This window comes from Paenilisteria portnoyi, from assembly GCF_014322795.1.
Classification (GTDB): Bacteria; Bacillota; Bacilli; order Lactobacillales; family Listeriaceae; genus Listeria_A; species Listeria_A portnoyi.
Window position 1 is genome coordinate 26,056 of sequence record NZ_JAASTT010000013.1, and the last position, 25,602, is coordinate 51,657.

Consider the following 25,602-nt stretch of genomic DNA (forward strand, 5'->3'; position numbering starts at 1 on the left):
CGATTTTGAGATGAAATGTAAGAACCAGATTGTTTGGTCTGTATAGTTAAGCAACACTTTAGGAGATGTGTAGATGAACGATTCCGATTTACGTGTGCGAAAAACGAAAAATGCACTTTATAAAACGCTATTGCAAATGCTCGAAACACAGGAACTGGCAAGCGTTACAGTGAATAGTATTTGCAAAGAGGCTTTGATTCACCGAACGACTTTTTATAAGCATTTTTATGATAAATATGATTTATTAGTATATGTTTTACATGAGCAGTTTCAGGATTATTTTGCGCTCGATATTAAAGACCGGATTAATCACCCGTTTCAGTCTGGGTTTGATACGGTTTATATGGATATGCAACTAGTTCTCGAGAAACAGAAGAATGATGATACGTTTTTCAAGACAATGGCTTCTTTTTTCTTGACGGAGTTTCAAAAAGATATTGAGGAGAACATGGATAAGTTAACGCTCACTAGTGATATTCCTGCAGATTTATTGACGTATATTTATGCGGCGAACTTAGGCGCGATCATGTACTGGTCACAACAGATGTCGACGCCCGCGGATTGGGCTCATATGGATACGCTGTTTAAAGCCGTTTTGCCGGTAAAACTTGATTTGTGATGAATCGTTTTAAATAAGACAAACTATATTTTGACTCTCCTATCTATCCATTGTACAATTCATGAATAGACACAATGCATAGGAGGTTACACATGAAGACAGTTTTCGATGGGTTTCATTATTTTTATGATGACAGGTTGTTAACAAAGCAAGCAAGTATCACGGCTATTGCGCTCCATACGAAGAACAAGGGTAAGCGTAAAATAACGTATGACGAAGCGAAACTGCTTATTCGCGGCGGGGTCGCTGGTATGATTCAGCCAGATCGGATTCATATTTTCTATCGCGAAATTGATATTAAGCGAATGGTTCGCAGGCGCGATCGGCAACTTTGCGTTTATTGTGGTGGGCGGGGCGACACTGCGGATCATGTTATTCCAGCTTGTGAAGGCGGACTAACGACGTTCACCAACCTCGTCTGCGCCTGTGCGACATGCAATTTCGCTAAAGATTCACTCTCTTTATATCTGTATCAGAAACGCCTCCTCCATATGAACATTTTTCAAAGATGGCAACACAGACGCAAATTAGTGCGCCAACAATTTATTCCATATTTACCGAAAGATACGCAGCAATATAACGTTTTCTATACGCATACAAAAAAATTAAACAAAACCATCACGGATACCGCCATATTGCTCCAGCATTTAGATAAACGGCTCGTGACGCTAGACTCGCGGCTCAAGAAAATGGAGAGCCAGATAAAGCAAACAAGCAAGACGACGCAAAGTCAGTTCGGACGACTCGATACGTCTATTCAGAAAACGCAAGTCTTGCTAGCGGATTATATAGAAACAAACACCAAGCGTACTCTTTGGCAGAAAATATTTCATTAAAAAAGCTACACATGTTTTTCGCCCTATTTCCAGGATGAGAAAACATGTGTAGCTTTTTTCATATCATCAAGGCAACTCGTTCCCCGCTGCCAAATAAATTTCGTACCATTCTTGTCGTGTTAGCGTGATATTTGATGCTTCGCTAATCGCTTGCAAACGCTCAGGATTCATCGTTCCTACAACCGTTTGAATCTTCGCCGGGTGACGCAAAATCCATGCCGTTGCAATCGCCGTATTTTTCACGCCTTTTTCAGCAGAAATCCGGTCAACCACTTTATTCAACTCTGGGAATTTCGGATTATCGAGGAAAACGCCTTCGAAAAAGCCGAATTGGAACGGTGACCAAGCTTGAATTGTAATATCTTTCAAGCGACAGTAGTCTAAAATACTGCCATCACGGTCAATCGAACGATCAATTTTCATGTTAACGTTAAGTCCCGCATCAATCATACCAGTATTGGTAACACTAAGCTGCAACTGATTCGCGACCAATTTCTGCTCCACATATTTGCTCAAAAGCTCGATTTGCATCGGGTTCTGGTTACTTACGCCAAACTCGCGTACTTTCCCACTCTTTTTAAGCGCTGTGAAGGCTTCTGCTACTTCTTCTGGTTCCACTAATGTATCCGGACGGTGTAGCAACAAAATGTCAATATAATCAGTTTGTAACCGTTTTAAAATACCATCTACCGACTCTAAAATATGTTCTTTGGAAAAGTCGAACATGCCTGGACGAATACCGCATTTTGATTGTAAAATCATTTTTTCGCGTACTGCTGGGTTCATTCCGACTGCATCCGCAAAAACTTCTTCTGATTTTCCGCCACCATAAATATCCGCGTGGTCGAAGAAATTAATTCCCGCATCCATTGCCGTATTGACCATTTTTGCCGCGTCGTCCTTCGATAAATCGGCCATACGCATGCAACCTAGCGCGATTTCAGGAACGAGTAAACCACTGTTACCAAGATTAATTTTGTTCAATGAGAACACCTCTTTGTATTATTTGATAAACGCTTCCTTTTTCATTTTCACACTCTAGCTCGGCGAAGTCAATTAAGAACCTCCGCTACTCGCTGCCGCTGCACTCGCCGCCGCTGCCGCACTTGCCGCTGCCGCCCGTTCTATCGCAATCAGAATGTGAACGGAGACCATCAAACTCTCAACCTGGTCCTGCGTCATGTTCCGCGCTTGATCCTCTGTATACAAACTAAGCGCCATCGCCGTGTAAAATTCGCGATTCCAACGCAGACCGCTCTCATCGCGCATCGCCGCTAACAAATCGAAAAATACCGCATCCAATTCCGTACTTTCCCGCACATACGCCAAAATTCCAAGCGTCACATAATGAATCGGACGAATTTTCACATCCGCGCGCTCCAGTTCCTCCGCCAAACGCACCACTTTTTTCACATGATTCGCGTCACGCTCCATATAAATCAACGTCGAAGTCGCCGCCAAGAACTGCAAGCTATCACTTCTTTTGAACCCAGCGCGATTAAACTCGGTAAAATAATACTCGTTAATCTCCGTCAACTGCTCCACCGAAAGCGGCGTATCCAATTGTGCCATCAAAACCGCCGACGTCACATCTTCCGCCCCCGTCAAAAATGGATGCTGCTTCCGCAAAGCCATGTAAATATCGCGCGCCCGATCCGCCACATTACGTGGTTTATCAGACCGTAAAAGCAAGTACGCACCAAAATACGTAAAGTTCGTACGCTTAAATCCACTTTCCACGAGCAATTCATAATTATCAATCACACGCGCCACTGTCTTTTCATCATTTTGCCCACTCACCAACAAAAGCCCAGCAAGTGATGCCCGCGTGTCTCCATCTAACACATTGAAGAATCCCAACCGCTTCTTGAACAGCGTCGTCACATCCTTAAATGCCTGGCCGTCAAACACCTCTCCCTCACTCGTGAAAAGCTGCGCTACCAAGAATCTAATCCGCTTATCAACACCCATCACGCCCGAATTTTTCACCTGCTGAAAGTTTGCCAATAAATCACTAACGATTCTATCGCTATCAAAAACCAAATCTGCCATCTACTATCGCGCTCCTTTGATATCTCGTTATTTCATATACCTATTGTACCAAAGGAAGAAAAAGACTACAAACGCAAAAAAATGAATCTAGGCAAAATTCCCAGACTCATTTTTTCACTCACTTATTCAACGTACTATTCCTGCGTCCATATGCAAAATACAAAATCAGGCCTAGCAAGAACCAAATCCCACACGCAATCCATGTTGCAACGGATAGTCTCGTAATCAAGAATAAACACATCAAGAATGAGACAATTGGCAGCACTGGGTAAAATGGCGTTTTAAATCCACCGCTCGCAATCGATTTATTACGACGCAAGAAAATGATCCCAATCGAAACCATCATGAAAGCAAATAGCGTCCCCATATTCACGAGCTCCGCCAAACGATTCAGTGGCACAACACCCGCGAAAAACATAATAACAATCGCATACGTCCATGTACTTTTAATCGGCGTATTTGTTTTCTCATCGATCTTTGCCATACTTTTCGGCAACAAACCATCGCGTCCCATTGCATAAATCAAGCGCGTTCCGCCATAAAGCATCACGAGAATAACCGTCAGCATCCCGACAACCGCGCCCAATGAAACAAACCCAGCAATCCAGTTCTGGTTAATGACTTGTAGCGCGAATGCAACTGGATCTGCGACATTCAAGTCTTTGTACGAAACAATTCCCGTCAATACAATCGATACCGCGATGTACAAAACCGTACAAACAAGTAGCGATCCGATAATCCCAATCGGCATATTTTTCTGCGGATTTTTCACTTCTTCAGCAGCTGAGGAAACCGCGTCAAATCCGAGATAAGCAAAGAACACCAAGGCTGCACCATTCAGTACGCCACTAAATCCAAATGGCATGAACGGTTGCCAGTTATCCGGCTTCACGTAGAACACGCCGACCACGATGAATATTAAAATAACGCTAATTTTCAAAATAACCATGAACGCGTTAATCCGTGTCGATTCACGAACACCGCGCGTCAATAAAAAGGCAATAATCCCAACAACCGCAATCGCAGGAATGTTGACATACGTTCCAGCAGCAGGATCAAACGCACCCGAAATTGCGTCCGGAATGTTGATATGGAATCCAGCCAGTAGCGTTTTGAAGTAGGACGACCAGCCACTAGCCACAGAAGCCACAGCCAAGCCATATTCAAGCAGAAGTGCCCAACCGAGCAGCCAAGCAATGAACTCCCCGAAAATGACATAGCCATACGTGTAGGCGCTACCAGCAACCGGTACTGCTGACGAAAATTCCGAGTAACATAATGCCGCGAGCGCACAGACTAGCGCTGCAATGACAAATGACAGTACAATCGCCGGACCCGAATGAAGCGCCGCAATCGTCCCTGGTAAAATAAATATCCCTGTCCCAACAATCGCTCCAACACCAAGGAAAATTAAATCCATCGCGCCAAGCGTTTTTTTCAAATGAATACTATTACTTTTGTTATGAATAAGTGATTCTAACGGTTTTTTTCTAAATAATGATTTTAAAAACATAATTGTAGCTCCCTATTAGTTTGTTATAAAATGTATTTCTTAATCCTATTTACATCATACCTTTAAAGCATACATGCGTCAATGCTTTAAATGATATAAGTATTTTTTTGTTCCCCATACTCAGGTATGCTACAATATAAGCAAGTAAATTTTAGCATATAGCTTGTCACAAACATATAAGGAGTTTGATAAAAATGGATGAAAAATCAACACGCTCTTCCGTAGCAGAAAACATTTTAACTCAGATTGATAATGAAACAAAGCTAGGAGATTTAAAAAAAATCGCGAAAGATATAAAAAAAGACCATGAGTTAGCCTTGGAACTTTGGTCAACAGAAGCGTTTCGCCCCAGGCTATTAGCAGTTCTAATTATGGACAAAAAATTGCTTACACAGGACTTTTTAAATAAACTTGATAAGGATATGCAACGGCACTCTTTTGTTGAGCGAAATAATTTGATGGATTGGCTCATGGCTAATCAACTCATGAAAAGCAAGAAAACAATCACATTGATGGAGTCATGGGAAAACAGTTCTTCCGCCCTTCAAAGACGCATTTTCTGGTATTATCAAGCACGACTTAGATGGACTGGACAAACACCACCGGATAACACCGAAGACTTGTTAGCTGCATTAGAAGCTACTATTATGCAGGAAGAGCCAGAAGTACAGTGGGCTATGAATTTCACCGCGGGCTGGATAGGCGTTTATGATGAACAGAACCGTGCCCGTTGCATTAAAATAGGCGAGAAAACGGAACTTTACAAAGGCCAAGTCGTGTCAAAAGGATGTACTCCTGACTATCTGCCAGAATTCATTACGATTGAGGTTAATAAACGACTTAATAAGTAAGATTCATTATAACGAGCTATAACCTCTTTACCTATCATGAACGAACATAGCCATAAAAAAACCTTCCGAAACTCGGAAGGTTTTTATCAATCTTATTTTTCTTCAGCAACAAATGGTAGTAATGCTACTTGGCGTGAGCGTTTGATAGCAATCGTTAATTTACGTTGATATTTAGCGCTCGTTCCAGTTACACGACGAGGAAGAATTTTTCCACGTTCGGAAACGAATTTCTTCAGTAACTCAGTATCTTTATAGTCGATATGCGTAATTCCGTTCGAAGTAAAGTAACAAACCTTTTTCCGACGGCGTCCGCCTCTGCGTCCTCCAGCCATTATAGTTTCCTCCTATCAAATTAAAATCCAATGATACGTATGCTTTTCCCGTTTATTAGAACGGCAAATCGTCATCTGAAATGTCGATTGGCTTGCCATCACTAGCAAATGGATCAGCGTTACGTGGTGCTTGGTAACTCTGAGATTGAGGTTGTTGTTGATTCTGTTGTCCGTAGCTATTATCATTCTGTTGGCTTTGGCCGCCAGTACTATTACCGTACGACTGCTGTCCACCGCCATCATTATTGTTGTTACTGCTGTAGCCGCCACCACTATTTCCGCCGCCGTTTGCACTGCGGGGCTCTAGGAATTGCACACTTTCAGCAAGAATTTCTGTTACATAGACACGCTTGCCATCTTGACCTTCATAATTACGCGTTTGAACCTTACCGTCAACACCTGCTAAACTGCCTTTTTTAAGGAAGTTCGCAACGTTTTCGGCTGGTTTTCTCCAAACAACACAATTGATGAAATCTGCTTCACGTTCTCCAGCTTGGTTAGTAAAGTTACGGTTTACAGCAAGTGTAAATGTCGCAACTGCAACGCCAGCAGGAGTATAACGCAATTCAGGATCTTTTGTCAGACGACCAACTAATACAACACGGTTCATCATAAGTAGAACCAACCTCCTCTCTTTTTTTCATAAAAATCCGAGCCATGACCCGGGAAATATTAAGCTTCTTCTTTAATAACCATGTGACGAATGATATCATCAGAAATTTTTGCTAAACGGTCGAATTCATTGATAGAATCCGCAGTAGTAGCAGAAATACGAGTGATTTGGTACAAACCGTCTTTATGGTCTTCGATTTCATAAGCCAAACGACGTTTACCCCAATCCTTCGATTCGATGATCTCCGCACCATTGTCAGTTAAAATGCCGTCGAAGCGCTCTACTAAAGCTTTCTTCGCCTCATCTTCAATGTTTGGACGGATAATGTACATAATTTCATATGTTCTTGCCATCTCTTTACACCTCCTTGTGGTCTTAGCGGCCCTAGAATTGTTGCATAAGCGATATAAATCAGCGCCAAGCGCTCGCATTGTTGTGGTTCTTCGAAACTCAGTGAGTTAGAACCACAATATGCAGGAGAACGCAGTGATTCTGCTTTCCCTGATTCCACAAAATTATTGAAATACAAACGCTTTCGCTTGATTTGTTTAAAGCAGAATTCTACGTCTTACCTAATTAAAAAATTAGGTTTGGCGTTGAGCCTTTTTTAAGCGTTTCATCTCTTAGTATTTAACAACTCCTCTAGTCTTTCCAACGCATTTTGCGGCTTTGAAACTAGAAACGGGCAAGGAATAATTTTTAATTACTCACGAGGTATAATTATAGCATAGCTTATTGGGTATCGCAACCTTGATTGTGTTAGAAATAGGGTCGAATTTTCTGCTTTCTTCTATTAGTAATATTTCTATTTTAGCGCAAGAAAATGGTAACTCACATTTGACCTCTATTGGAAATTTTATTAGGATGGTATTATATGCCTCCAATAAAACGGGATTTCGCAGCTTTGGGCGAGATTGTAGAAGCAAGGTATAAAGATAATTAATGAAAGGCAGTATACTCCTAGTTCGGTGGGTGTGCTGTTTTTTTACCGTATAATGAATAAAAATACAATAAAACGTATATAAAAAGCGCCCCGTACACCATAAAATTTACGTGTCTTTTTTATGACTATTTGTTTTTACAGAAAAAAAGTTACCCGCCTTTTAATGACTTATAACCCTAAATGCAGGTAAGATATAGGTAGGGACAAAAGAGATTTACGCAAGAGCTCCCAGTCAGAATAAAAAGAAAAGTGGTGATTAAAAAGCGTATAGTATAAGGCATATGCCAGAGCTATCACGCATAGGGATACTTTATAGCGATAAAGAAATTAATTTATGAAAAATATACAAGCCATGCAAAATTCGCAAAAAATTGGCAAGACACATTTACCGTAAAAATGTTAACTATTCTAGAGAAAATAAGGAGGATATAACTGCCAGACATAAAAATTTATGCATAAGTAGTTATGATTTTAAACATGAAAAAGAAAAGTAATTTTGGATTAAAAGTTTTATCAATAGCGATGATCGTCTCTCTCATGGTACCTAGTTCCATCGGGAATATCGTGACATTCGCAGAAACCCAAGCCACGACACAATCGACAAACACTGTAAACGAGGAACAAGCCTTTCTGTTTTCAAAGGAATTTCCGATTCAAAAAAGTGCCGATGATGCCGAAGTGTCGAGTACGGCGGTGAACTTAACGAGTACCGGCCTTGATTTACACGGTTTAACAGGCGCAACACAGGCGACTTATTTACGATTTGCCGATGTAACCCTACCAGCAGACGCAAAAATCTCGAAAGCCTACATCGCATTCACAACTCGTGATGCATCCTCAGCAGCACAATCCACGACAATCAACGTAACAGGAGAACTTGGCACGCAAGCAGCATTCGCAAGTACTGCCGCATCCTTCGCAAGCCGCACATTCACAACAACCACGATGAGCATGAAAACCCCCGTTGTTGCCACAAACACCTTTTTCAATACCGACGACGTTTCATCTATAGTGAAAGAAATGCGCGCAAATACTGCGGACATCAAAGATTATGTATTCAAAGTAACAGGCAGTGGCGTAGGTTCCTTCGTTATGCGCTCATTCGATTCTAGCGCTCCAATGGCGCCAAAACTCATGATTGAGTACACGTCTCCAACAGGTGAATACAACGCAAAAATCAGCAACACATCCGATGACGCAGAAGAATCCGGCACGGGCAAAGCTATCGCCTTAAATGCTGAAATGAAAATCGGCGGTTACACAGCAGCTGCACTAACTCCGGCAAATAAAAACCTGTCCGCGTTCCGTTTTGCGAATGTAGATCTTCCGGAAAATGCGAAAATTGACGATGCTTATTTAGAATTCACAACAAAAGCTACCGGTGCCAATCAATCTTCCAACATGGCGATTTCAGCCGAATTAGGCAATCCCGCAGCCTACACAACGACAGCTGGAAACATCAGCAACCGTAACTACACAGCTTCTACCGTAAAATATGAGCAACCTTCTTTCACAACTGCCAAACAAGTCGTCCGCACACCAAATCTAAAAAGCATCATCGACGAAACACGCTTAATGGGTTGGACAAATGGCAATGCACTCGCTTTCAAAGTTGATGGTGACAACTATATCGGTAGTATTTATCAAGGTGGAACCGACGCAGCACTTCAACCAAAACTCGTTATTAAGTATTCATACAGCGAAAAAGACGCAATCGGCGAGGAAGTCACCCAAGATCCGGCAAAAATGAAAAACCTATTTATAAACGAAGTTGCGAGCATGGGGACGGACAATCAAGCAGACGGCTGGATCGAAATTTTCAACAACAACGATGCTCCGGTATTTCTTTCAAAAGACGTTTTTATATCTGATGACGCGAATGCTTTAGGTAAATCTGAGCTCGGCAACATCTACATCCCAGCAAAAGGATACTGCATCGTGAAGGCGAACGGCACACAAAATAATGCGTCTACGAACTTCACGCTAGGCGACCGCGACACAACGCTTTATCTATCTACAAAATACGACGGCAGCTTCCACACGCTGGATACTTTTGACGTGAAAAAAATGCCTTTTAACGAAACATTAGGCCGTTTTAATGACGCCGACAAAAATCTAGTTTCCTATACAACAGGGACGTATGAAAGCTCGAACAATGGCGCGACTCCACTAGTAAACATCACGCCTAGCCAAACAACAGGAATGTACAAAACGGCGTTCGACTTAACGCTAAAAACAGATAGCATCAACACGCTCAAATACACGCTTGACGGCTCAACGCCTAGCGAAACAAACGGCACGACTTACACAGACCCGATCAAAGTCGACAAAAATACGACCGTAAAAGCCTATGCCTACAACACCAAACAAAATAGCGGTGTTCAAACGTACGTGTATTCCCTTCGTGATGACGCGGAAAACATCCCTTCAGCGGAAAAAGAATATCTTGTCAAAGCTGGTACAGATGACGCTTCCGTAAACGCCACGTCTACCAATTTGACAGCTACATCCCTCAACTTAAACGGCCTTTTAAAAGCTGTGCCAGAATCTACATTTGTGCGTTTTGCAGATGTTTCTATCACAGCCGATGCCGTAATTACAAAAGCTTACCTTACTTTCACGACACTAACAGCATCAACGACACCAACGAATTTGTCAGTTGCAGGTCAAGTCGGAAATGGTGAAGCTTTCACATCCACCGTCGCTTCCTTCACAGACCGCGCACTTACAGAAACAGCTGCGAAATCTACAACACCAGCAAAAGTCGCAGTAAACGACCTTGTAAACACAGGCGATTTGACAGATGTTATCAATGAAATGCGCAGTTCCAATGCCGTACTGAAAGACCTAGTTTTCAAAGTAGATGGTGATAAAACTGGCTCTTACGCTGCTCGTTCTTTTGAATCAAGTGCTACAATGGCTCCAAAACTAGTCTTAGAATATTACTCAGAAGATGGCGATTCTAGCGCTCAAGTGGCCACAGCAAACGATGACGCAGAGGAATACGGGACAGCAAAAACAATGAATCTTGCTGACAACCTGAGAATCGGCGGTTACTACTTAGCAACCCTTACTCCCGCTTACAAAGACATCTCAGCATTCCGTTTTAACAATGTGACACTTCCAGATTCAGCCGAAATTGAAGATGCTTATTTAGAATTTACGACATCAGCAAAAGGGACAGCGAATGTAAGCTCCAACATGGAAATCCGTAGCGAACTTGGTAGCCCAGAAATCTACAGCACTACAGCTGGAAACATCACTTCCCGTCCATACAGTAATTTGGTCGTGAAGTACAATCAACCATCATTCATAGCAACAAACCAAATCGTTCGCACAGCTAATTTGAAAGACATTATCAATGAAAATCGCTTTAATGGCTGGAAAAACGGTCAATCGATGGCATTCCGCGTCGATGGCGACAACTATATCGGTAGCGTTTATCAAGGCGGCGGTGCCAACTCAGCAAGACTCATCATCAAATATAAAAACAATGGCAAAGGCCCAAGCATTGAGAACGCACTGAACACACCAGACAAAATCAAAAACGTCTACATCAACGAACTATCATCAGAAGGAACTGCGAGCTCTAAAGATGCCTGGGTCGAACTCTACAACGACAATGATGTACCAGTTGTTTTAGACAAAGGCATGTACTTGACTGACAAAACAAAAACGCTCGACAAATTCGAGTTTTCAAACCTTGTTATTCCTGCAAAAGGATATCGCGTGTTGTATTCCGACAAAGCACCAGAACTCGGAAACAACCATTTAAGCTTCGAAATCGGTGGTAGCGGCGATGTTGTTTTATCCGCAAAAGTCGGTTCTGAATTTAAAACGGTAGACTCGATCAAATATACAAAACAAGCCTACAACCAAACATTCGGACGCCAAACAGACGCAAGCAAAACATTAACATTGTTCAGTTCTGAAACATTCGGCACATCAAACAACAGCGGTCAAACAAACTACGCCGTACAATTCAACAAAGATCGCGGCATGTATGATACTGGTTTTGACTTAACAATGACTTCTAAAGCCGGCATCACACTGAAATACACGCTAGACGGCAGCGAACCAAGCGCAACAAAAGGGACGATTTACACTGGCCCAATCAAGATCAGCAAAACAACCGTCGTCAAAGTCTATGGTTATGATGCGACTGGTAACACAGGCATCCTTTCCAACACTTACGTACTGCGCGACAACTACAAAAACGAAGTCACATCAGGCTACCAGTGGCAATTCAAAAACAACATTACAAGCGATGAATACGCGCAAGCCATCGATGATTTCCCGATTGTTTCCGTGACAGGTGCCGCAGCCAACCTAGTTGCCGACCCTTACACACCAGGCACATTCGAGTATTTAGACTCCCACATGGGAACTGGCGGAACTAACTACTTCAACTACTCCGGCGCAAAAAAATTCGGCCAAGCAAGTGTGACTCAATACAACTCCGGCGTAGCAGTGAAATTCCACCGTGATTACAACGCGAAAAAAGCAAAATACAACTTCTTTGACGCAACACCAGGCGAAGCTTTCCCAGTTGTAGGTAAATTTAGCAAACTAGAGCTAAAAGAAGGGCAAGACGGTCCACAAAATGACGTCTACAACCTTGGCTACAACCGCTACGACGAAAAAGTAACTGACACCTTAGCACAGCAAATGAATAAAATCTCCCTACACACAAAATACGTACACTACTACTACAACGGGAAATACATGGGCGTAAAAACAATGCGCGAAGACTTTGGTCAAAACATGTTTGAAGAATACTTCGGCGACAGCGATGACAACTACACGAAAATCCGCTTCCAAGATGGCTATTTCACTTCAGGTATCGTAGAAGCTGGCGAAGGTGACGCAAACATTTTAACAAAAGTAAAAGCCGTTGCAACAGCGAAAAATTTCCAAGAATTTAAAAACTATGTCGATGTTGAAGATTTAATCAAAACACAAATTCTCTTCATGTTTATTGATACCGAACAAGAAGTTGACGCAGTCGTTTCCAATGATATTTTAAACGGCAACGGCATCAAGATGAAATTCAACATCAACGATACAGACGGTGCTTTCTACAATAACGGCCTTGCTGGTACGACCCCTTCTGCATTCATAGGTGGCGGTGGAACGTATCGCTACAAATGGTCCGATCTTAACTCAAGAAAAGGTGCCGGCATTCTATTCGGTAATTTTTCAGGAGATAGTACGACGGTTCCAACAGCTGGAAATCTAGAATTCAAAACGCTCGTGAAAGACCAAGTACTGAAACAAATCGGCCCAGCAAACGGTGACTTCGCGGGTGCAGCAGGCGCTCCATTATCTGTAGCAAACGTGAGACAACTGATTCTGGATAACCAAAAACAAATCGACGCGGCGTACAAACTAGATGCAGCATACATGGGCGCTAGGACTACCATTTACAAAGATTGGTTAGCAGCCCAAGTCAAAATCCAGGCCCAAGTCCCAGACCGCGTGAAATACAACCTAGAAATGTGGACAAAATACGGCATGGCCCACACACTACAAAACGTAAGCATCATACCGAGCGGTTCTGGCGTTGTATTAAACAACCCGAACGCCAACACAGACGTTTACTACACAACAGACGGCACAGATCCAATGGGAGCGAATGGCGTTGTATCAAGCAATGCAACGAAATATACAGCAGGAACAGTCCTTCCAAAAACAGCATCACTTACCATTCGCGCATTCACAACAAACAACTGGGGCCCAACAGCAAATAACGCCCTAGAAGCAGCAGATGCACAAAAAGACGCAGCGGCAGCGAAAACTGTCTCAGAATTATTCACAAATAACAACCCAGACTCAGGCTCCATCAAGCCAGAAACAGACGCATTAGCTATTGCAGCCGCTCAAAAAGCCGTAGACACTGTCAAAGATCCAATTTTAAAAGCAGAGCTACAAGCGCAACTAGCCAAAGCTAAATATCTATTAGACAACAAAACATCCGGAACCATCACAGCAAGTGTCTTTACATTTGGCGTGGACAACTACGTGAAGGGAACATATACTGGCGATGTCGCTAAAATAGGGCTAGAAGTAAACGGCACACCGCAACAAATCATTCCCGTCAGCAGTTCACCATACCAATACTACGCAAAAGACAAAATAAGCAAGTCAACGGACCAAGTCTACGTGATTGCTTATGACAAAAACGGGAACGAGCTACAAAAAACAAAGGTAAACGTGCAAATGCCAACAACCGTTAAAATGACACCAAACTTCTTTTATATTGGTAAAGACAACTATGTAACTGGGCAATTTACCGGTGACCTTGCTAGAATCAGTTTGACAGTCAACGGTGTGGAAGGTTCGAAAGTTGGTGTCGCGGCCCCTGACTTGAAGTACTATGCAAAGAACCTTATCCTTAAATTAACAGATGACGTTAAGATTACCGGTTACGACACGAACGGCCAAGTCTTAGATACAAAAAATGTTATTGTCACAAAAGAGCTTACAACAGGAACGTTCGCTTCTCTAAATCCGTTCAAGCTGGGCAAAGAAAACTATGTAACTGGACAATTTTCTGGTGATATTACGAAAATCAGTCTAACCGTCAATGGTATAGAGGGTACGAAAATCCCAGCTACGACGCCGGACTTCAAGTACTATGCAAGTAACATTATTTCTAACCTAAAGGACGTGGTTAAGATTACTGGCTACGATAACACTGGCAAAGTCTTAGACACAAAAACGATTTCAGTCACTACTGACACTACAACTGGAACGATTACTTCGATCAAAACATTCACACCTGGCAAAGAAAACTACGTAACTGGTCAAGTTTCTGGCGACGTTACAAAAGTTAGTTTGACAGTCAATGGTGTGGAAGGCACAAAAGTCGGCGTTAGCGCTCCAGATTTCAAGTATTACGCTAACAATATCATTCGTAGTGCCAAGGATACCGCTACAATTACAGCATACGACAGCACTGGCAAAGTACTCGACACAAAGCCAGTTGCAATCACAGGAGCAATTGACACCCTAGATACGTTTACGATCGGCAAAGATCACTATATAACAGGCACATACACTGGCGATATTAAGAAAATCGAGTTACAAGTCAACGGCGTTACACTACAACGAGTTGGCGCGACAGAAGGTATCATCAAATATTACGCCAAAACAAACATTACAAAAGTCACAGATACCGTAAAATTAGTAGCCTTTAACACAGCCGGCGAAGAAGTTAGCAGCAGAGTTGTCTCCATCGCATCAGTCAACGGAAGTGTCCTGGTAAATCCATTCACAATCGGTGCTGACAATTACGTAAAAGGGGAATACACAGGCGATGTAGCAAGAATACGCCTGACAGTTAACAACGTACAGCAGACAACAGTCCAAGTCCTCCCGATTGGTCAAGGATTCCAATATTATGCGAAAAGTTTGATTATAAGCAAGAACGATAAAGTTGTCCTGACTGCATACAGCGCGACGAACGAGATTCTTCAGGAAGTCAATGTCATCGTAAACTAGACCAAATAAGATAAAAAATCTTCGCTCTGTCTATTTTTTGGAGACAGAGCGAAGATTTTATTTTTACATGTTTATTTAGACGCCGAAATAATAACGCCGCTTCTATTGTAACTCTCCGGCTGAAGCAACAAATTCGCAAGGACAACTGCCAAGCTATAAATACTGATTGGCTCACCTTTCACCGTCTCGTCCTCATCCTGGAGAATCGCTTTTTCAATGCTATTATCGTATTTGAAGAAATGCGGCATCAACAAGGTATAATCCAAACTACTGTCTTCAATGATCTGCGCACCTAGTTGCTGATTCGCCACATACGTCCTCTCCGTCTCCTCATCAAAACCAAAAGTCTTCGCGAGCGCAATGTTCTCCTCGGTTACTTCGGCTTGTCTAATTTGAAATTGCGTCGTCCAAAAAAGCCTTCCCACTCCCAGCTTCTCCATCGTTTCAACCAGTGGCGTGGCGAATGTTTCAACGTGAAACGGGCCTAGTGTAGAGAAAACAACATCTTGCCCTTGAAGTGCTCCTTCCAAATCCGCTGGGTCCGTCGCGTCGCCAAAAATGACTTTTGTAGTCGAAGCCACCTCTATATTCTCTTTTTCCCGGCCAAACAATGTTAAATTGACGTTCGAAAGCGGTTCTAAAAGTTGGTAAACCGCCTTCCCAAGATGTCCAAAAGCGCCTAAAATTAATATATTCATTCTGCATTCCTCCATTTGTTTAGTTAGAAATAATACGTGATTTTCATCACATGATTAAAAAAATCCCTTGTAAAGTCGCAATCATCACACTATATTTCTATATTCCCCATCATAAACAATTTTTTCCACCTTGTCAAAGCTCCACACACCGAAATAAAGTAAAGCGGCGATCCATAAACTGGAATCACCGTTTTACTTTTGATTATTTTGTTACTGTTACCGTCTTTATCTAGTGCTTTGATAGTAACAACATCCGTTACAGCTTTCACTTTGTCGAAAGAATAGAATTTGAATTCGCCGTCTGTGAGTGTTCCACCTTTGTACTCTTTGTCATTTACCGCTATTGTCGCCATGCGTAACCCCTCCTTGCTTTAGTATCTATATATATTATTCATACCTGTAAATCAACCACAAACATATGTATAACTGTTCTTGTCGAATTGCGAAGAAAGCGCTTTAATTGAAGTATGTTACGTAGCGCAAAATTTTGATGAGGAGGCTTTTGAATGGAAAACACGACGGTATTGGCTCATAAAGGGATTTCTAAATGGCGGCAACGGATTGGATATGGGTCGGCTGATCTGGCTTGTAATTTGATTTGGCAAATGATAACGCTTTATTTAATGTATTTTTATACGGATATTTTCGGATTAGCCGCGGTTCAGGTCAGTGTATTATTTTTGGTAACGCGGGTTGTGGATGGTGTCGCTGATGTTTTGATGGGGGTTTTGATTGATAAGACGAATACAAAATGGGGGAAATCTCGGCCTTACTTCTTGCTTGGCGCGATTCCGTTTGGATTACTGGCGATTCTAGCTTTTTATGTGCCGGATATTGGGCCTGCTGGAAAATTGGTCTATGCTTATATCACTTATTTGGGTCTGTCACTAGCTTACACGATGGTGAATATTCCGATGGCTTCGATTTTGCCTAGCTTGACGAGCGATGCGAATGAACGGACGATTTTGGCGACGACGCGGATGATTTTTGCTTTTGTTGGCGCGACGATTGTTAGTGTACTGACATTGCCGTTAGTCGGGTTACTCGGTGGAGGTTCTAAGGCGCAGGGCTTCTTTTGGACGATGGTTATTTTTGCAGTAGTTGGGACGTTGCTCTTCTTTTTTACCTTCCGAAATGTGGAGGAGAAAGTGAAGATGAAGCTTGAAAAAGTGACGGTGAAGCAGACTTTCCTTGCACTTAGGGGCAACAAGCCATGGTACATTTTTGCAGTGAATATTTTGTTTATGTGGGGTTCGTTTTTCTTTATGCAAGGATCGCTTATCTACTATTATACGTATAATGTTGGTCGGCCGGATTTGGCGATTGTGGTGGCTGGGATTGGCTCGATGGTTCCGATGGTTGGAACGATTATTACGCCGTTTTTCTCGAGTCGGATGTTGAAGCGCAGCGTGTTTATGATTGGTAGCGTGGCGAATTTGCTGGGGCTGGCGATTATGATTTTTGCGAATGTGAATGTGACGGGATTATTGATTGGATCGGTTGTCGCGGCGCTTGGACACGGGCTTCGGCAGAGTATTTATTTCTCAATGCAGGCAGATCCAGTTGATTACGGTGAGTGGAAATCTGGCGTGAGTGCTGCCGGTGTGCTTTCGGCGGTCAATGGCTTTATCGGAAAAGTGGCGATGGCGGTGGCTGGCGCGATTTCGGGCGTGATTTTGACTTGGGGGCATTATGCAGCGAATACAACGCAAAGTTCGGACGCATTGTTAGCGATAAAATTGAATTATCTCGTGATTCCAGCGATTTTGGTGGTGCTTTCGATGGTCATTATGTCATTTTATAAGTTAGATAAATTGTATCCAGAGATTCGCAAAGAGCTTGATGCGCGTTTGTTGGAGGATTAGAAAGAGGTTTTTTGGATGAATATGCAGGTCAATGAGAATGTTGTGATTGTGAAAAATAAGGCGTTTTTGGCGAAGGCTGAGGCGTGTCGAAAACCGTTGTTGCATCAGGATATCACGGCGAAATCGATAGTCGAAGTCGTCGCGGATGAGCACGCGATTCATGGTTGGAAAGTTCGAGATGTGGGGCCGATTTCAGAGTTGGGTCGGGTCGTACTTGGTCAAGGGGATAGCGTGATTCTTGACTTCGGGGAGCATGTCGTTGGGTTTCCGAGCCTTGCGCTCGAGCCTGTTGGGAGCCCGCCTGACGCGCCGCTATACCTCAAGTTTACGTTCGGGGAAATGCCGGTGGAAGTCGCGGAGCCGTTTACAAATTATGATGGTTGGTTGAGTAAATCGTGGCTTCAGGAGGAGCATTATCATATCGATATTTTACCGCGTGATTTGACGCTGACGAGGCGCTACAGTTTTCGCTATTTAAAAATTGATGTGATTGATTCGTCGCCGAAGTATAAAGTCGCACTGCAACATGTTAAAATAAAGACGGTAAGTTCGGCGGATCGGGCGATGTTAAAAGTTGCCCCAGATACGAGTGACTTTTTTCAGGCTTTGGATCGGGTGAGTGTGAAGACGTTGGCGGATTGCATGCAGGATGTTTTCGAGGATGGACCGAAGCGGGATCGGCGTTTGTGGCTCGGAGATCTGTATTTGCAAGCGCAGACAAATTATGAAACGTTTGATAACCAGGATTTGGTGAAGCGTTGTTTGTATCTGTTTGCGGGGCTTGCGGATGAGGATGGGCGTGTGGCCGCGAATTTGTTTATTGAGCCGGAGCCGATTCCGGATGATACGTATTTGGTGGATTATGCGCTTTATTTCGCGACAACGTTACATGACTATTATGAGGCAACTAGGGATTTGGAAACGTTGACGGAGTTGTGGCCTGTGGCGCTGAACCAGATTCGATTTGCGCAGCAGTTGTTGGACGCGAACTATTTAGCCGTAGAACAGCCGTATTGGTGGGCTTTTGTAGACTGGAATGAAGCGTTAACAAAGCAAGCATCTGTGCAAGGACTCCTCATTTTCACGTTGAAACAGGCAATTTCGTTAGCGGAAACACTAGATTCTGATGAAAAATCTTGGCTTTCTGACCTACTGGAAAAAGTGACATTTGCCGCGAAAAAATATCTTTGGGACCCGTCGCAAAAGCTGTTTGTAAGCGGTCCCGAGAAACAAATAGCATGGCATAGTCAAATTTGGATGGTCATGGCAGGTGTTTTGCCAGATGAGGAAGCACGGGATTTGTTGCGACGGACAGCGGAGTATTCGCCAGAAATCGGTTTGACAACGCCGTTTGCGCATCATTTTTTAGTAGCTGCTTGGCTCAAAGTTGGCGATAAAGAAGCCGCTAAGCAAGTGCTCGTCGGTTATTGGGGCGATATGTTGCATCAAGGCGCGGACACGTTTTGGGAGCTTTTCAAACCGAATGACTTGTCGTTTTCGCCGTACGGAAGTCACCTCATTAATTCTTATTGTCATGCGTGGAGCTGTACGCCGGCCTACTTTATTCGCAAATATCATTTATAAAAGGAGCGCGATTCGGTCATGAATTTTCAGCAATTAGATCAGTATTTACGAGCGTATGATGCTATTGAAAAACGGCAAGTATTGGACCATCAAAATATTAATGACGTCCAATTACAGACGCGAAAAGATAAAATTGTGATGCCCGATTCGCCTTTTTTTGAGCAGGGTGATATTTTCATTAGTAAACATCATCGTTTTGCCCCGATGCCAGAGCATACGCATCAATTTATTGAGCTGAATTATATTTATTCAGGCGTCTCCAAGCAGGTGATTAATGGTGAAGAATATCAATTTAGCGCTGGGCAATTCTGTTTATTTGACCAAAATACGAGTCATAGTATTGCCGAAATGGGCGAAAACGATATTTTGCTGAATGTGATTTTTCGTAGTGAAACGATTAAAACGACTTTTATTAAGACGTTGGAGAGCAATAAAAGTATTGTTTCGGACTTCTTGCTTTCCGCCGCCTTATCAAGCAATACGAAAGATCATTTTATCCGCTTTGATGCTGAGGAAAATGAGCAATTGCAGCATATTACAAAGATGATGCTCACTGAATTTTTTGATCCGAAAGATTATTCTAGCGAGATGATGAAGCAATATTTGGCGCTTATTTTTATGGAGTTGGCGCGTGTTTTTCATCAGAATAAAGCCTATCAAGCTCGCATTGCTGATAATTCCGCGCTATTTCCGATGCTTGAGTATATTGAGAAGAATTACAAGACGGTTACGCTCACAAAAATGGCGCAGGAGTTCGGTTTTAATAAGAATTATTTGAGTAATAAATTGCGAAAAGAAACTGGGAAGACATGGACGGAGCTCGTTTCCAAGCAAAAGCTCCATCACGCAACGCACCTACTCGCGTATACGGATAACAAGCTTGTCGATATCGCCGAAGAGGTTGGCTACGCCTCGCCCAGTTTCTTTTTCAAGCAGTTTAAGCGCCATTATGGCATGACTCCAAAGGAATTTCGGGATGAGCGCTAACTTCTGACCTTGATTTTCCGCGTTATTCTGATGTACATTTTGCCGTAGAGGACAATGAGAAGTAGCGCTGCCGCAAACATAAAAATACTTCCAATCAGATACGTTGATGCAAGTAAGGTGGCGATTCCCACGGCGATTAGCATCAAGATCACACTCCCGCCAAATCGGGTCCACCGCGAACGGATTGTTTTCCAAAGCGCCACCATGGAAGCATCGTCTGTGAAAATAGCTTCTTTCGGCGCGCCTTCCTTCATCGCTTTCCTAAAATACATCCACCTACCATTCAGAATTGGATACGCATACACGTGCTCCCATCCTGCGTCCTCGAACAGTCCCAAATACTCCTCCTCGTCACCTGAATTTTCCTTGTAATCAATACAATAGGTGTATTCAGCCGGCTCTCCTTGTTCAAAATGGTATCGTAATGAAGCATACTTACTGAAAAACCACCCCTGATTCGCCATTTCTTCCAAAAACGCTTCTTCTTTCTCCACATTATCCACTGTAATGAATTTAAATACCTTCTTCGTCATACTCGCTCGCCTCCCTAGAATTCCTGTATAGTTCCTCAATACGCGCCTTTTCCATCCCAAGAACTTGTTTGCCGAGTTCCGTAATTTGATAGATTTTTCGGTTTTTCTCTTCTTGAATAATCGCGACTAGTTGATCTTTTTTCATTTTCGACAGGCTACCATAAATCGTTCCTGGCCCTAAAACAATGCGGTTTTTCGTCATATTTTTGACGTTATCTGTGATTGCATAACCATGCCTCGGTTGCATCAACGATAACAAAATGTAAAAGGCAGTCTCCGTCATCGGGACATAAGTTTTTATTAGTTTTTCATCCATAAATATATCACACCTCGATGTATTTTATGTCTACAATATATCACGTCTCGATATAATTAGCAAGGCTCTTTTTATACAAATTACGTTGATTTCGCGATGGAGAAAATTAGAGCATATTGTAGTGGAGATAAAATAGATTACAGAAAAAGATTCTACAGACACACAAATTGTATATCTGTAGAATCTTTTTAAACGTCGAACATAATACTTAAATACACGGCTATACTTGCGGATAAAAGTCACTCCCCATCCTTCTTCCTCGTTCGCCGTCCCAGCCAAAATACCAATCCGAGCACTAACAACCCCAACAAAACACCGCCCGCGACATACCACATCATATAATCCTTCTCGAGCCCCACTGCTTTACCATTGAACTCCGCTGCTACATCTGCTTTTATGTCAAACCGCTCGTCCCATTTCCATATATGATTCCCGGACGTCGCCACCATTTTAAGACGATATTTTCCCGGTTTGAACTCCTCATTATTCCAACTAATCCCAAAATCAAAATTAGAATTCGGAGCCATACGCAACGTACTTTGTTTTGCCTTGTAAAGCGCCTCATCACTGCCATCCTTATACACCTGCGCGTCCACATCCAAATTTTGCAAAATGACCGGTTTGATATTCTGTAGATTAACCTTCAAAACGTTGCGATAGTTAATCTGATCCGGCTTAATCCGCTTCAACTGCATATCAGGATCCACCGCGACATCGTTCTCCGAAAGCATCACACCAATCACGTATGCATACTTATTCTTAATCTGCACACCCTCCCCTGACTCATTTTTGTCCCCATTATCCTTCTCAGAAAAATGAAGTCCACCCAAAACGAAACCATCAAAAGGATCACGCGGCATCGTTACTTTCACTTTCACCATCTTGCTCCCATTCGCTGGAACCGTTATTTCATCAGGCATTTCCGCAATTTTAGAAAAAGGTGTTTTGAGCGTATTATCAAATTTCGGTGCTTTATTACTGTAATCAACAATCCCATTATCATTCGTCACCGCCGTATTTGCGTTGGTTTCCACCGTCACCGCGTGCGACAACCCATTGGTAAGCAATACTTCCAGCTCCTGCACTTGGCCCGGCTCCATCCGCAGTTCAAAATAGGTTTTTGACTTGTCAATTTGGTTTTCCGGAATAACCGCCGACACTGAAAAATTCATTTCCGCGGCATTCGCTGTTCCTGTATGTATTAAAATTCCGCTTATTAGTACGCCAACCACGACTAGTGCCCCTATTAATTTGTTCACCATTTTCTAGCCTCCTCGAGAAAAATAAGCAACACTACTGATGATAAGTAGCGTTTCTTTTGCTAAATTAGAGCTTCAAGGGGCAAGTCAGCGTCGATGTATACGTTTCCCCAACGATTTTCTTAGCTTCGGTTGGAACGTGAATTTTCACACTCTTGTTCGTATGGCTCGTTCCAGAAGTGATCCTAAATGAGTCTATCCAACAATTATGTACTATCTAGTTTATTCAGTCTTCTATGATTCTGCCATTATTTAATCATCTCTAGCCTCTTCAAAAAAAGCAAGCAGAAAAATATATATCGCGGTCTCTTAAATCTCTCGCTCACATTCCAATAATACCATATAAGTAATATATTTCACCGTTTCCAGACAAAGTGGCCTATTAATTTTCTTTTTTAGACACATTTTAGACACAAAAATACACAAAAAAACCCCGGAAATAAGCAAAGTCATGTTGACACATGTTGGAAAATATGATAAATAACTTTTTGTAAAAAATCGGCATATCAACAAGTCCTATCAGACCCATCAATATGCCGAAAATTTCAACTCCACGTACGCGCTAAAAATTCCTCACTATCTGGGTTAGATCCCGTACGCTTATCCTCATTCAACGCATCAATTTTCTTCATATCCTCGTCACTCAAATCAAAATCAAACACATCGAAATTGCTCTGAATCCGTTCAGGCGTCACCGATTTAGGAATAATCACCGAGCCGTTATTCAAATGCCAACGCAAAATCACTTGCGCCACAGTCACCCCTTTAGCCTCTGCAATCGATGCCAAAACAGGATGATGCAATAGTTCTCCACCTTTCGCAAGCGGCGACCATGCCTCATGCACAATATCCTGACTCTCCAAATAAGCCCGCAATGGTTTTTGCGACAATAACGGATGCATTTCAATCTGATCAATGACCGGTTTCTCATTCGCCGTCGTGAATAAATTTTCCAGATGATGCTGATGAAAATTACTCACTCCAATCGATTTTATGAGTCCTTCATTGTAAAGCCGCTCCATCGCCCGCCACGAAGCTTTGTAATCGCCGACTGGCCAATGAATCAAATACAAATCCAGATAGTCCAGTTGCAATTTTTTCAAGGAAGCCTCAAAAGCCCGCAGCGTCTCGTCATAACCATGATCCGCGTTCCAAAGCTTCGAAGTAATCGTCAAATCCTCGCGCCGAATCCCGACCTCACGAATCGCCCGACCAACAGACGCCTCATTCTCATACACCTTAGCCGTATCAATCGCCCGATACCCAGCATTCACAGCCACCCGAATCGCCTCAACTGCTTGCTTCTCATCCTCCATCTTCCAAACACCGAGCCCAACAAGCGGAATCCCCTGCCCATTATGAAACTGCTTTAAATCCGTAGCCTTTAACGCCATATTCAAAAACCTCCCAGATTATCATTCACCACTAAGTATAGACCTCTGAATACAAGATTCCAACTATTTCACACGAAAAAAAGCCAAGCCCCAGCACTATGACCTTGAGATTTAGCTTATAGAGGACTCTAATTTTTTAGCTGGGACCTCCCTAGAGAAACGATTTATTTTTAGCACCTCTCACAACATATTCGCCCTACAGCTAGAAGCAACAGCCTCATAATCATCTTGTAGAAATTGCTGAACCTTTTTTCGCTTCTCTCCAAATTCGTTAGCAACCATTGCACCCGCGTGAGATTCAAAAGAATATCTTAATTTGTCATTCAAACGTTGCCCCTCATATCCTAATATCTCAAATCTATCTATGCCTTTATGTAACATCTGTTTACCGTCCTCCGCTAGTTTTTCCGCGTCCCGATATAACTCTTGGTACAGTTTTGTACGTTGAAGTTGCTTCTCAAATTCTGTTTTCATCCCCGTTAAATTATCAGCTACTGCTTCACTGCCCTCTGCCAGCGCTTTCTTAATATCTATGTCTAATTGCTGTATTTCTTTCTGAAAATCAATCATCCTGTTTCTCCCTTTCTAGGCTCAAGAACGCATCATTGCTGATAAATCTGTCCTTAATATATGAGCTAGCTCTCCGTCATTTCTCTCAATAGAGTTCCCTGCATCTACAATACGTCTTCCAAAATCTTGCCACGCCACTTTTTCATGCTTCAATTGCTCTAAAACAGTTTCTAGCATAGCCACATCAAAAACCACTGGTACACCATTCGACTTACTTTGAGCAACATCATGAAGTGCATCTTCTATCTCATATTCTGTTAATAAATTCAAATCCCCCGACAATCGACCTACATATTTGCTCTTCAGCTCTCGCATACGGAGTTCTTGCTCACTTCTGAAAAATGTAAGAAACCGCTCTACATCGCTCAAACAATCCGTTCCGATTTGCTGAATAGATGTACCAACCCTACGAATATCATCTGGTTTATACAACATTTCGGCGGAACCATTAGCTCCAAAACATCCTTCAAACGTTCCTGCCAAATGCCCCCCAATTCCCGCTTTATCCAAAAGAGACGCTGATTGATTACGTTCCATGAAGTATGTAGGATAGAATAGTAGCGCATTAGGTGGTAGAGATCCAACCACATCGTCCTGATGCCTTAAATCTTTAATAAGATTCCAGTAGTCCCCTTTTTTCGCCTTTGCTTGCTCGGCATCTGTTAGTTTATTATATGCTCGTGCTGCCGCAAATGTTGTAGCGGGTTTTGTATGCTTTACGGCTTCATATTGTGCTAGAGCACCGCCCAGAGAGTGTCCTGTGAAACTGTAATCTTTTACATCATATTTTTTCAGCGTAGAATGGACAAAGCGATCGTAATCGTCAAATTGCCCTTCCGTCTTGGATGTTAACAGCCCAACATCAGCTTTCACATCTTTTAGCTTGGCTGGTTCCGTACCGCGGCTTACAAAAACCATATTGTTGTAAGATTTTGTTTTGCCAGCGTTGAAATCTTTATATTCCTTTAAGGGAACCACTGCCACAGCTTGTAGCCCGCTATCTTTTGAATCTACTGATTTTACAGCCACCCATTTTTGCCCGTTTTGCAGGGTAAACGATGAACCAACTTTTAGCCTCTCATTGTCATAGCTATCTCGCGATAAATCAAAATAACTTTCATCCGATATTTTCAT

General features: G+C 42.6%; 21 protein-coding genes. 7 read left to right on the forward strand and 14 right to left on the reverse strand.

The window, feature by feature from the left end; translation table 11 throughout:
- Window positions 1-73: 73 nt before the first annotated feature.
- Window positions 74-619 (forward strand): TetR/AcrR family transcriptional regulator, encoded by a 546-nt coding sequence (locus HCJ66_RS09900; protein ID WP_187132977.1) that lies wholly within the window; start codon window positions 74-76, stop codon window positions 617-619.
- Between the two features lie 92 nt (window positions 620-711).
- On the forward strand, window positions 712-1,455 hold the full coding sequence (locus HCJ66_RS09905) for an HNH endonuclease (RefSeq protein ID WP_187132978.1): 744 nt from the start codon (window positions 712-714) through the stop codon (window positions 1,453-1,455).
- A 66-nt stretch (window positions 1,456-1,521) separates the two neighbouring features.
- Here HCJ66_RS09905 and HCJ66_RS09910 read toward each other — a convergent pair whose 3' ends face one another.
- The 3 genes from HCJ66_RS09910 to bcaP form a co-directional block, all read right to left on the reverse strand.
- Window positions 1,522-2,439 carry an aldo/keto reductase gene (locus HCJ66_RS09910; RefSeq protein WP_187132979.1) on the reverse strand — a complete coding sequence of 306 codons (918 nt, stop codon included), beginning with the start codon at window positions 2,437-2,439 and terminating at the stop codon, window positions 1,522-1,524.
- Window positions 2,440-2,511: 72 nt separating this feature from the next.
- Window positions 2,512-3,507, reverse strand: coding sequence for a DUF4003 family protein (locus HCJ66_RS09915; RefSeq protein ID WP_187132980.1), 996 nt, complete (start codon window positions 3,505-3,507; stop codon window positions 2,512-2,514).
- 118 nt (window positions 3,508-3,625) lie between these two features.
- Window positions 3,626-5,020, reverse strand: coding sequence for a branched-chain amino acid transporter BcaP (gene bcaP / locus HCJ66_RS09920; protein WP_187132981.1), 1,395 nt, complete (start codon window positions 5,018-5,020; stop codon window positions 3,626-3,628).
- 194 nt (window positions 5,021-5,214) lie between these two features.
- Here bcaP and HCJ66_RS09925 point away from each other — a divergent pair, with 194 nt between their 5' ends.
- Entirely contained in the window at window positions 5,215-5,871 is a 657-nt protein-coding gene (locus tag HCJ66_RS09925) for a DNA alkylation repair protein (protein WP_187132982.1), read from the forward strand.
- Window positions 5,872-5,963: 92 nt separating this feature from the next.
- On the opposite strand, the gene rpsR is transcribed toward HCJ66_RS09925, so the two are convergent.
- From rpsR to rpsF, 3 genes are read right to left on the reverse strand one after another with little or no spacing between them, the layout of a single operon-like run.
- Window positions 5,964-6,203 (reverse strand): 30S ribosomal protein S18, encoded by a 240-nt coding sequence (gene rpsR, locus HCJ66_RS09930; RefSeq protein ID WP_036061496.1) that lies wholly within the window; start codon window positions 6,201-6,203, stop codon window positions 5,964-5,966.
- Between the two features lie 55 nt (window positions 6,204-6,258).
- A complete protein-coding gene (gene ssb / locus HCJ66_RS09935) occupies window positions 6,259-6,816 on the reverse strand; it encodes a single-stranded DNA-binding protein (RefSeq protein ID WP_187132983.1) in 558 nt (185 codons plus the stop codon).
- 59 nt (window positions 6,817-6,875) lie between these two features.
- On the reverse strand, window positions 6,876-7,169 hold the full coding sequence (gene rpsF, locus HCJ66_RS09940; RefSeq protein ID WP_036081486.1) for a 30S ribosomal protein S6: 294 nt from the start codon (window positions 7,167-7,169) through the stop codon (window positions 6,876-6,878).
- A 1,067-nt stretch (window positions 7,170-8,236) separates the two neighbouring features.
- On the opposite strand from rpsF, the gene HCJ66_RS09945 reads away from it, so the two are divergent.
- Window positions 8,237-15,262, forward strand: coding sequence for an immunoglobulin-like domain-containing protein (locus tag HCJ66_RS09945; protein ID WP_187132984.1), 7,026 nt, complete (start codon window positions 8,237-8,239; stop codon window positions 15,260-15,262).
- A 71-nt stretch (window positions 15,263-15,333) separates the two neighbouring features.
- On the opposite strand, the gene HCJ66_RS09950 is transcribed toward HCJ66_RS09945, so the two are convergent.
- On the reverse strand, window positions 15,334-15,960 hold the full coding sequence (locus HCJ66_RS09950; protein WP_187132985.1) for an NAD(P)H-binding protein: 627 nt from the start codon (window positions 15,958-15,960) through the stop codon (window positions 15,334-15,336).
- 89 nt (window positions 15,961-16,049) lie between these two features.
- Entirely contained in the window at window positions 16,050-16,313 is a 264-nt protein-coding gene (locus HCJ66_RS09955) for an immunoglobulin-like domain-containing protein (protein WP_187132986.1), read from the reverse strand.
- 153 nt (window positions 16,314-16,466) lie between these two features.
- Between HCJ66_RS09955 and HCJ66_RS09960 the strand changes: the two genes are divergently transcribed.
- The 3 genes from HCJ66_RS09960 to HCJ66_RS09970 are packed head-to-tail and all read left to right on the forward strand — an operon-like array spanning window position 16,467 to window position 20,396.
- Entirely contained in the window at window positions 16,467-17,825 is a 1,359-nt protein-coding gene (locus tag HCJ66_RS09960; RefSeq protein WP_187132987.1) for a glycoside-pentoside-hexuronide (GPH):cation symporter, read from the forward strand.
- Between the two features lie 15 nt (window positions 17,826-17,840).
- A complete protein-coding gene (locus tag HCJ66_RS09965; RefSeq protein WP_187132988.1) occupies window positions 17,841-19,409 on the forward strand; it encodes an alpha-L-rhamnosidase-related protein in 1,569 nt (522 codons plus the stop codon).
- An 18-nt stretch (window positions 19,410-19,427) separates the two neighbouring features.
- Window positions 19,428-20,396 carry an AraC family transcriptional regulator gene (locus tag HCJ66_RS09970; RefSeq protein ID WP_187132989.1) on the forward strand — a complete coding sequence of 323 codons (969 nt, stop codon included), beginning with the start codon at window positions 19,428-19,430 and terminating at the stop codon, window positions 20,394-20,396.
- Here HCJ66_RS09970 and HCJ66_RS09975 read toward each other — a convergent pair.
- The 6 genes from HCJ66_RS09975 to HCJ66_RS10000 all read right to left on the reverse strand — a co-directional run bounded on the left by HCJ66_RS09975 (window position 20,393) and on the right by HCJ66_RS10000 (window position 25,602).
- Window positions 20,393-20,929, reverse strand: a complete 537-nt coding sequence (locus tag HCJ66_RS09975; protein WP_187132990.1) for a DUF2812 domain-containing protein — start codon at window positions 20,927-20,929, stop codon at window positions 20,393-20,395. The genes HCJ66_RS09970 and HCJ66_RS09975 overlap by 4 nt on opposite strands.
- Entirely contained in the window at window positions 20,910-21,245 is a 336-nt protein-coding gene (locus tag HCJ66_RS09980) for a PadR family transcriptional regulator (RefSeq protein WP_187132991.1), read from the reverse strand. The genes HCJ66_RS09975 and HCJ66_RS09980 overlap by 20 nt, the downstream gene beginning before the upstream one ends.
- A gap of 239 nt (window positions 21,246-21,484) precedes the next feature.
- Window positions 21,485-22,507 carry a WxLIP family cell surface protein gene (locus HCJ66_RS09985; protein WP_187132992.1) on the reverse strand — a complete coding sequence of 341 codons (1,023 nt, stop codon included), beginning with the start codon at window positions 22,505-22,507 and terminating at the stop codon, window positions 21,485-21,487.
- 542 nt (window positions 22,508-23,049) lie between these two features.
- Window positions 23,050-23,898, reverse strand: coding sequence for an aldo/keto reductase (locus tag HCJ66_RS09990; protein ID WP_187132993.1), 849 nt, complete (start codon window positions 23,896-23,898; stop codon window positions 23,050-23,052).
- Window positions 23,899-24,078: 180 nt separating this feature from the next.
- Window positions 24,079-24,468, reverse strand: a complete 390-nt coding sequence (locus tag HCJ66_RS09995; RefSeq protein WP_187132994.1) for a hypothetical protein — start codon at window positions 24,466-24,468, stop codon at window positions 24,079-24,081.
- A 21-nt stretch (window positions 24,469-24,489) separates the two neighbouring features.
- Window positions 24,490-25,602 carry a Tle-like phospholipase domain-containing protein gene (locus HCJ66_RS10000; RefSeq protein WP_187132995.1) on the reverse strand — a complete coding sequence of 371 codons (1,113 nt, stop codon included), beginning with the start codon at window positions 25,600-25,602 and terminating at the stop codon, window positions 24,490-24,492.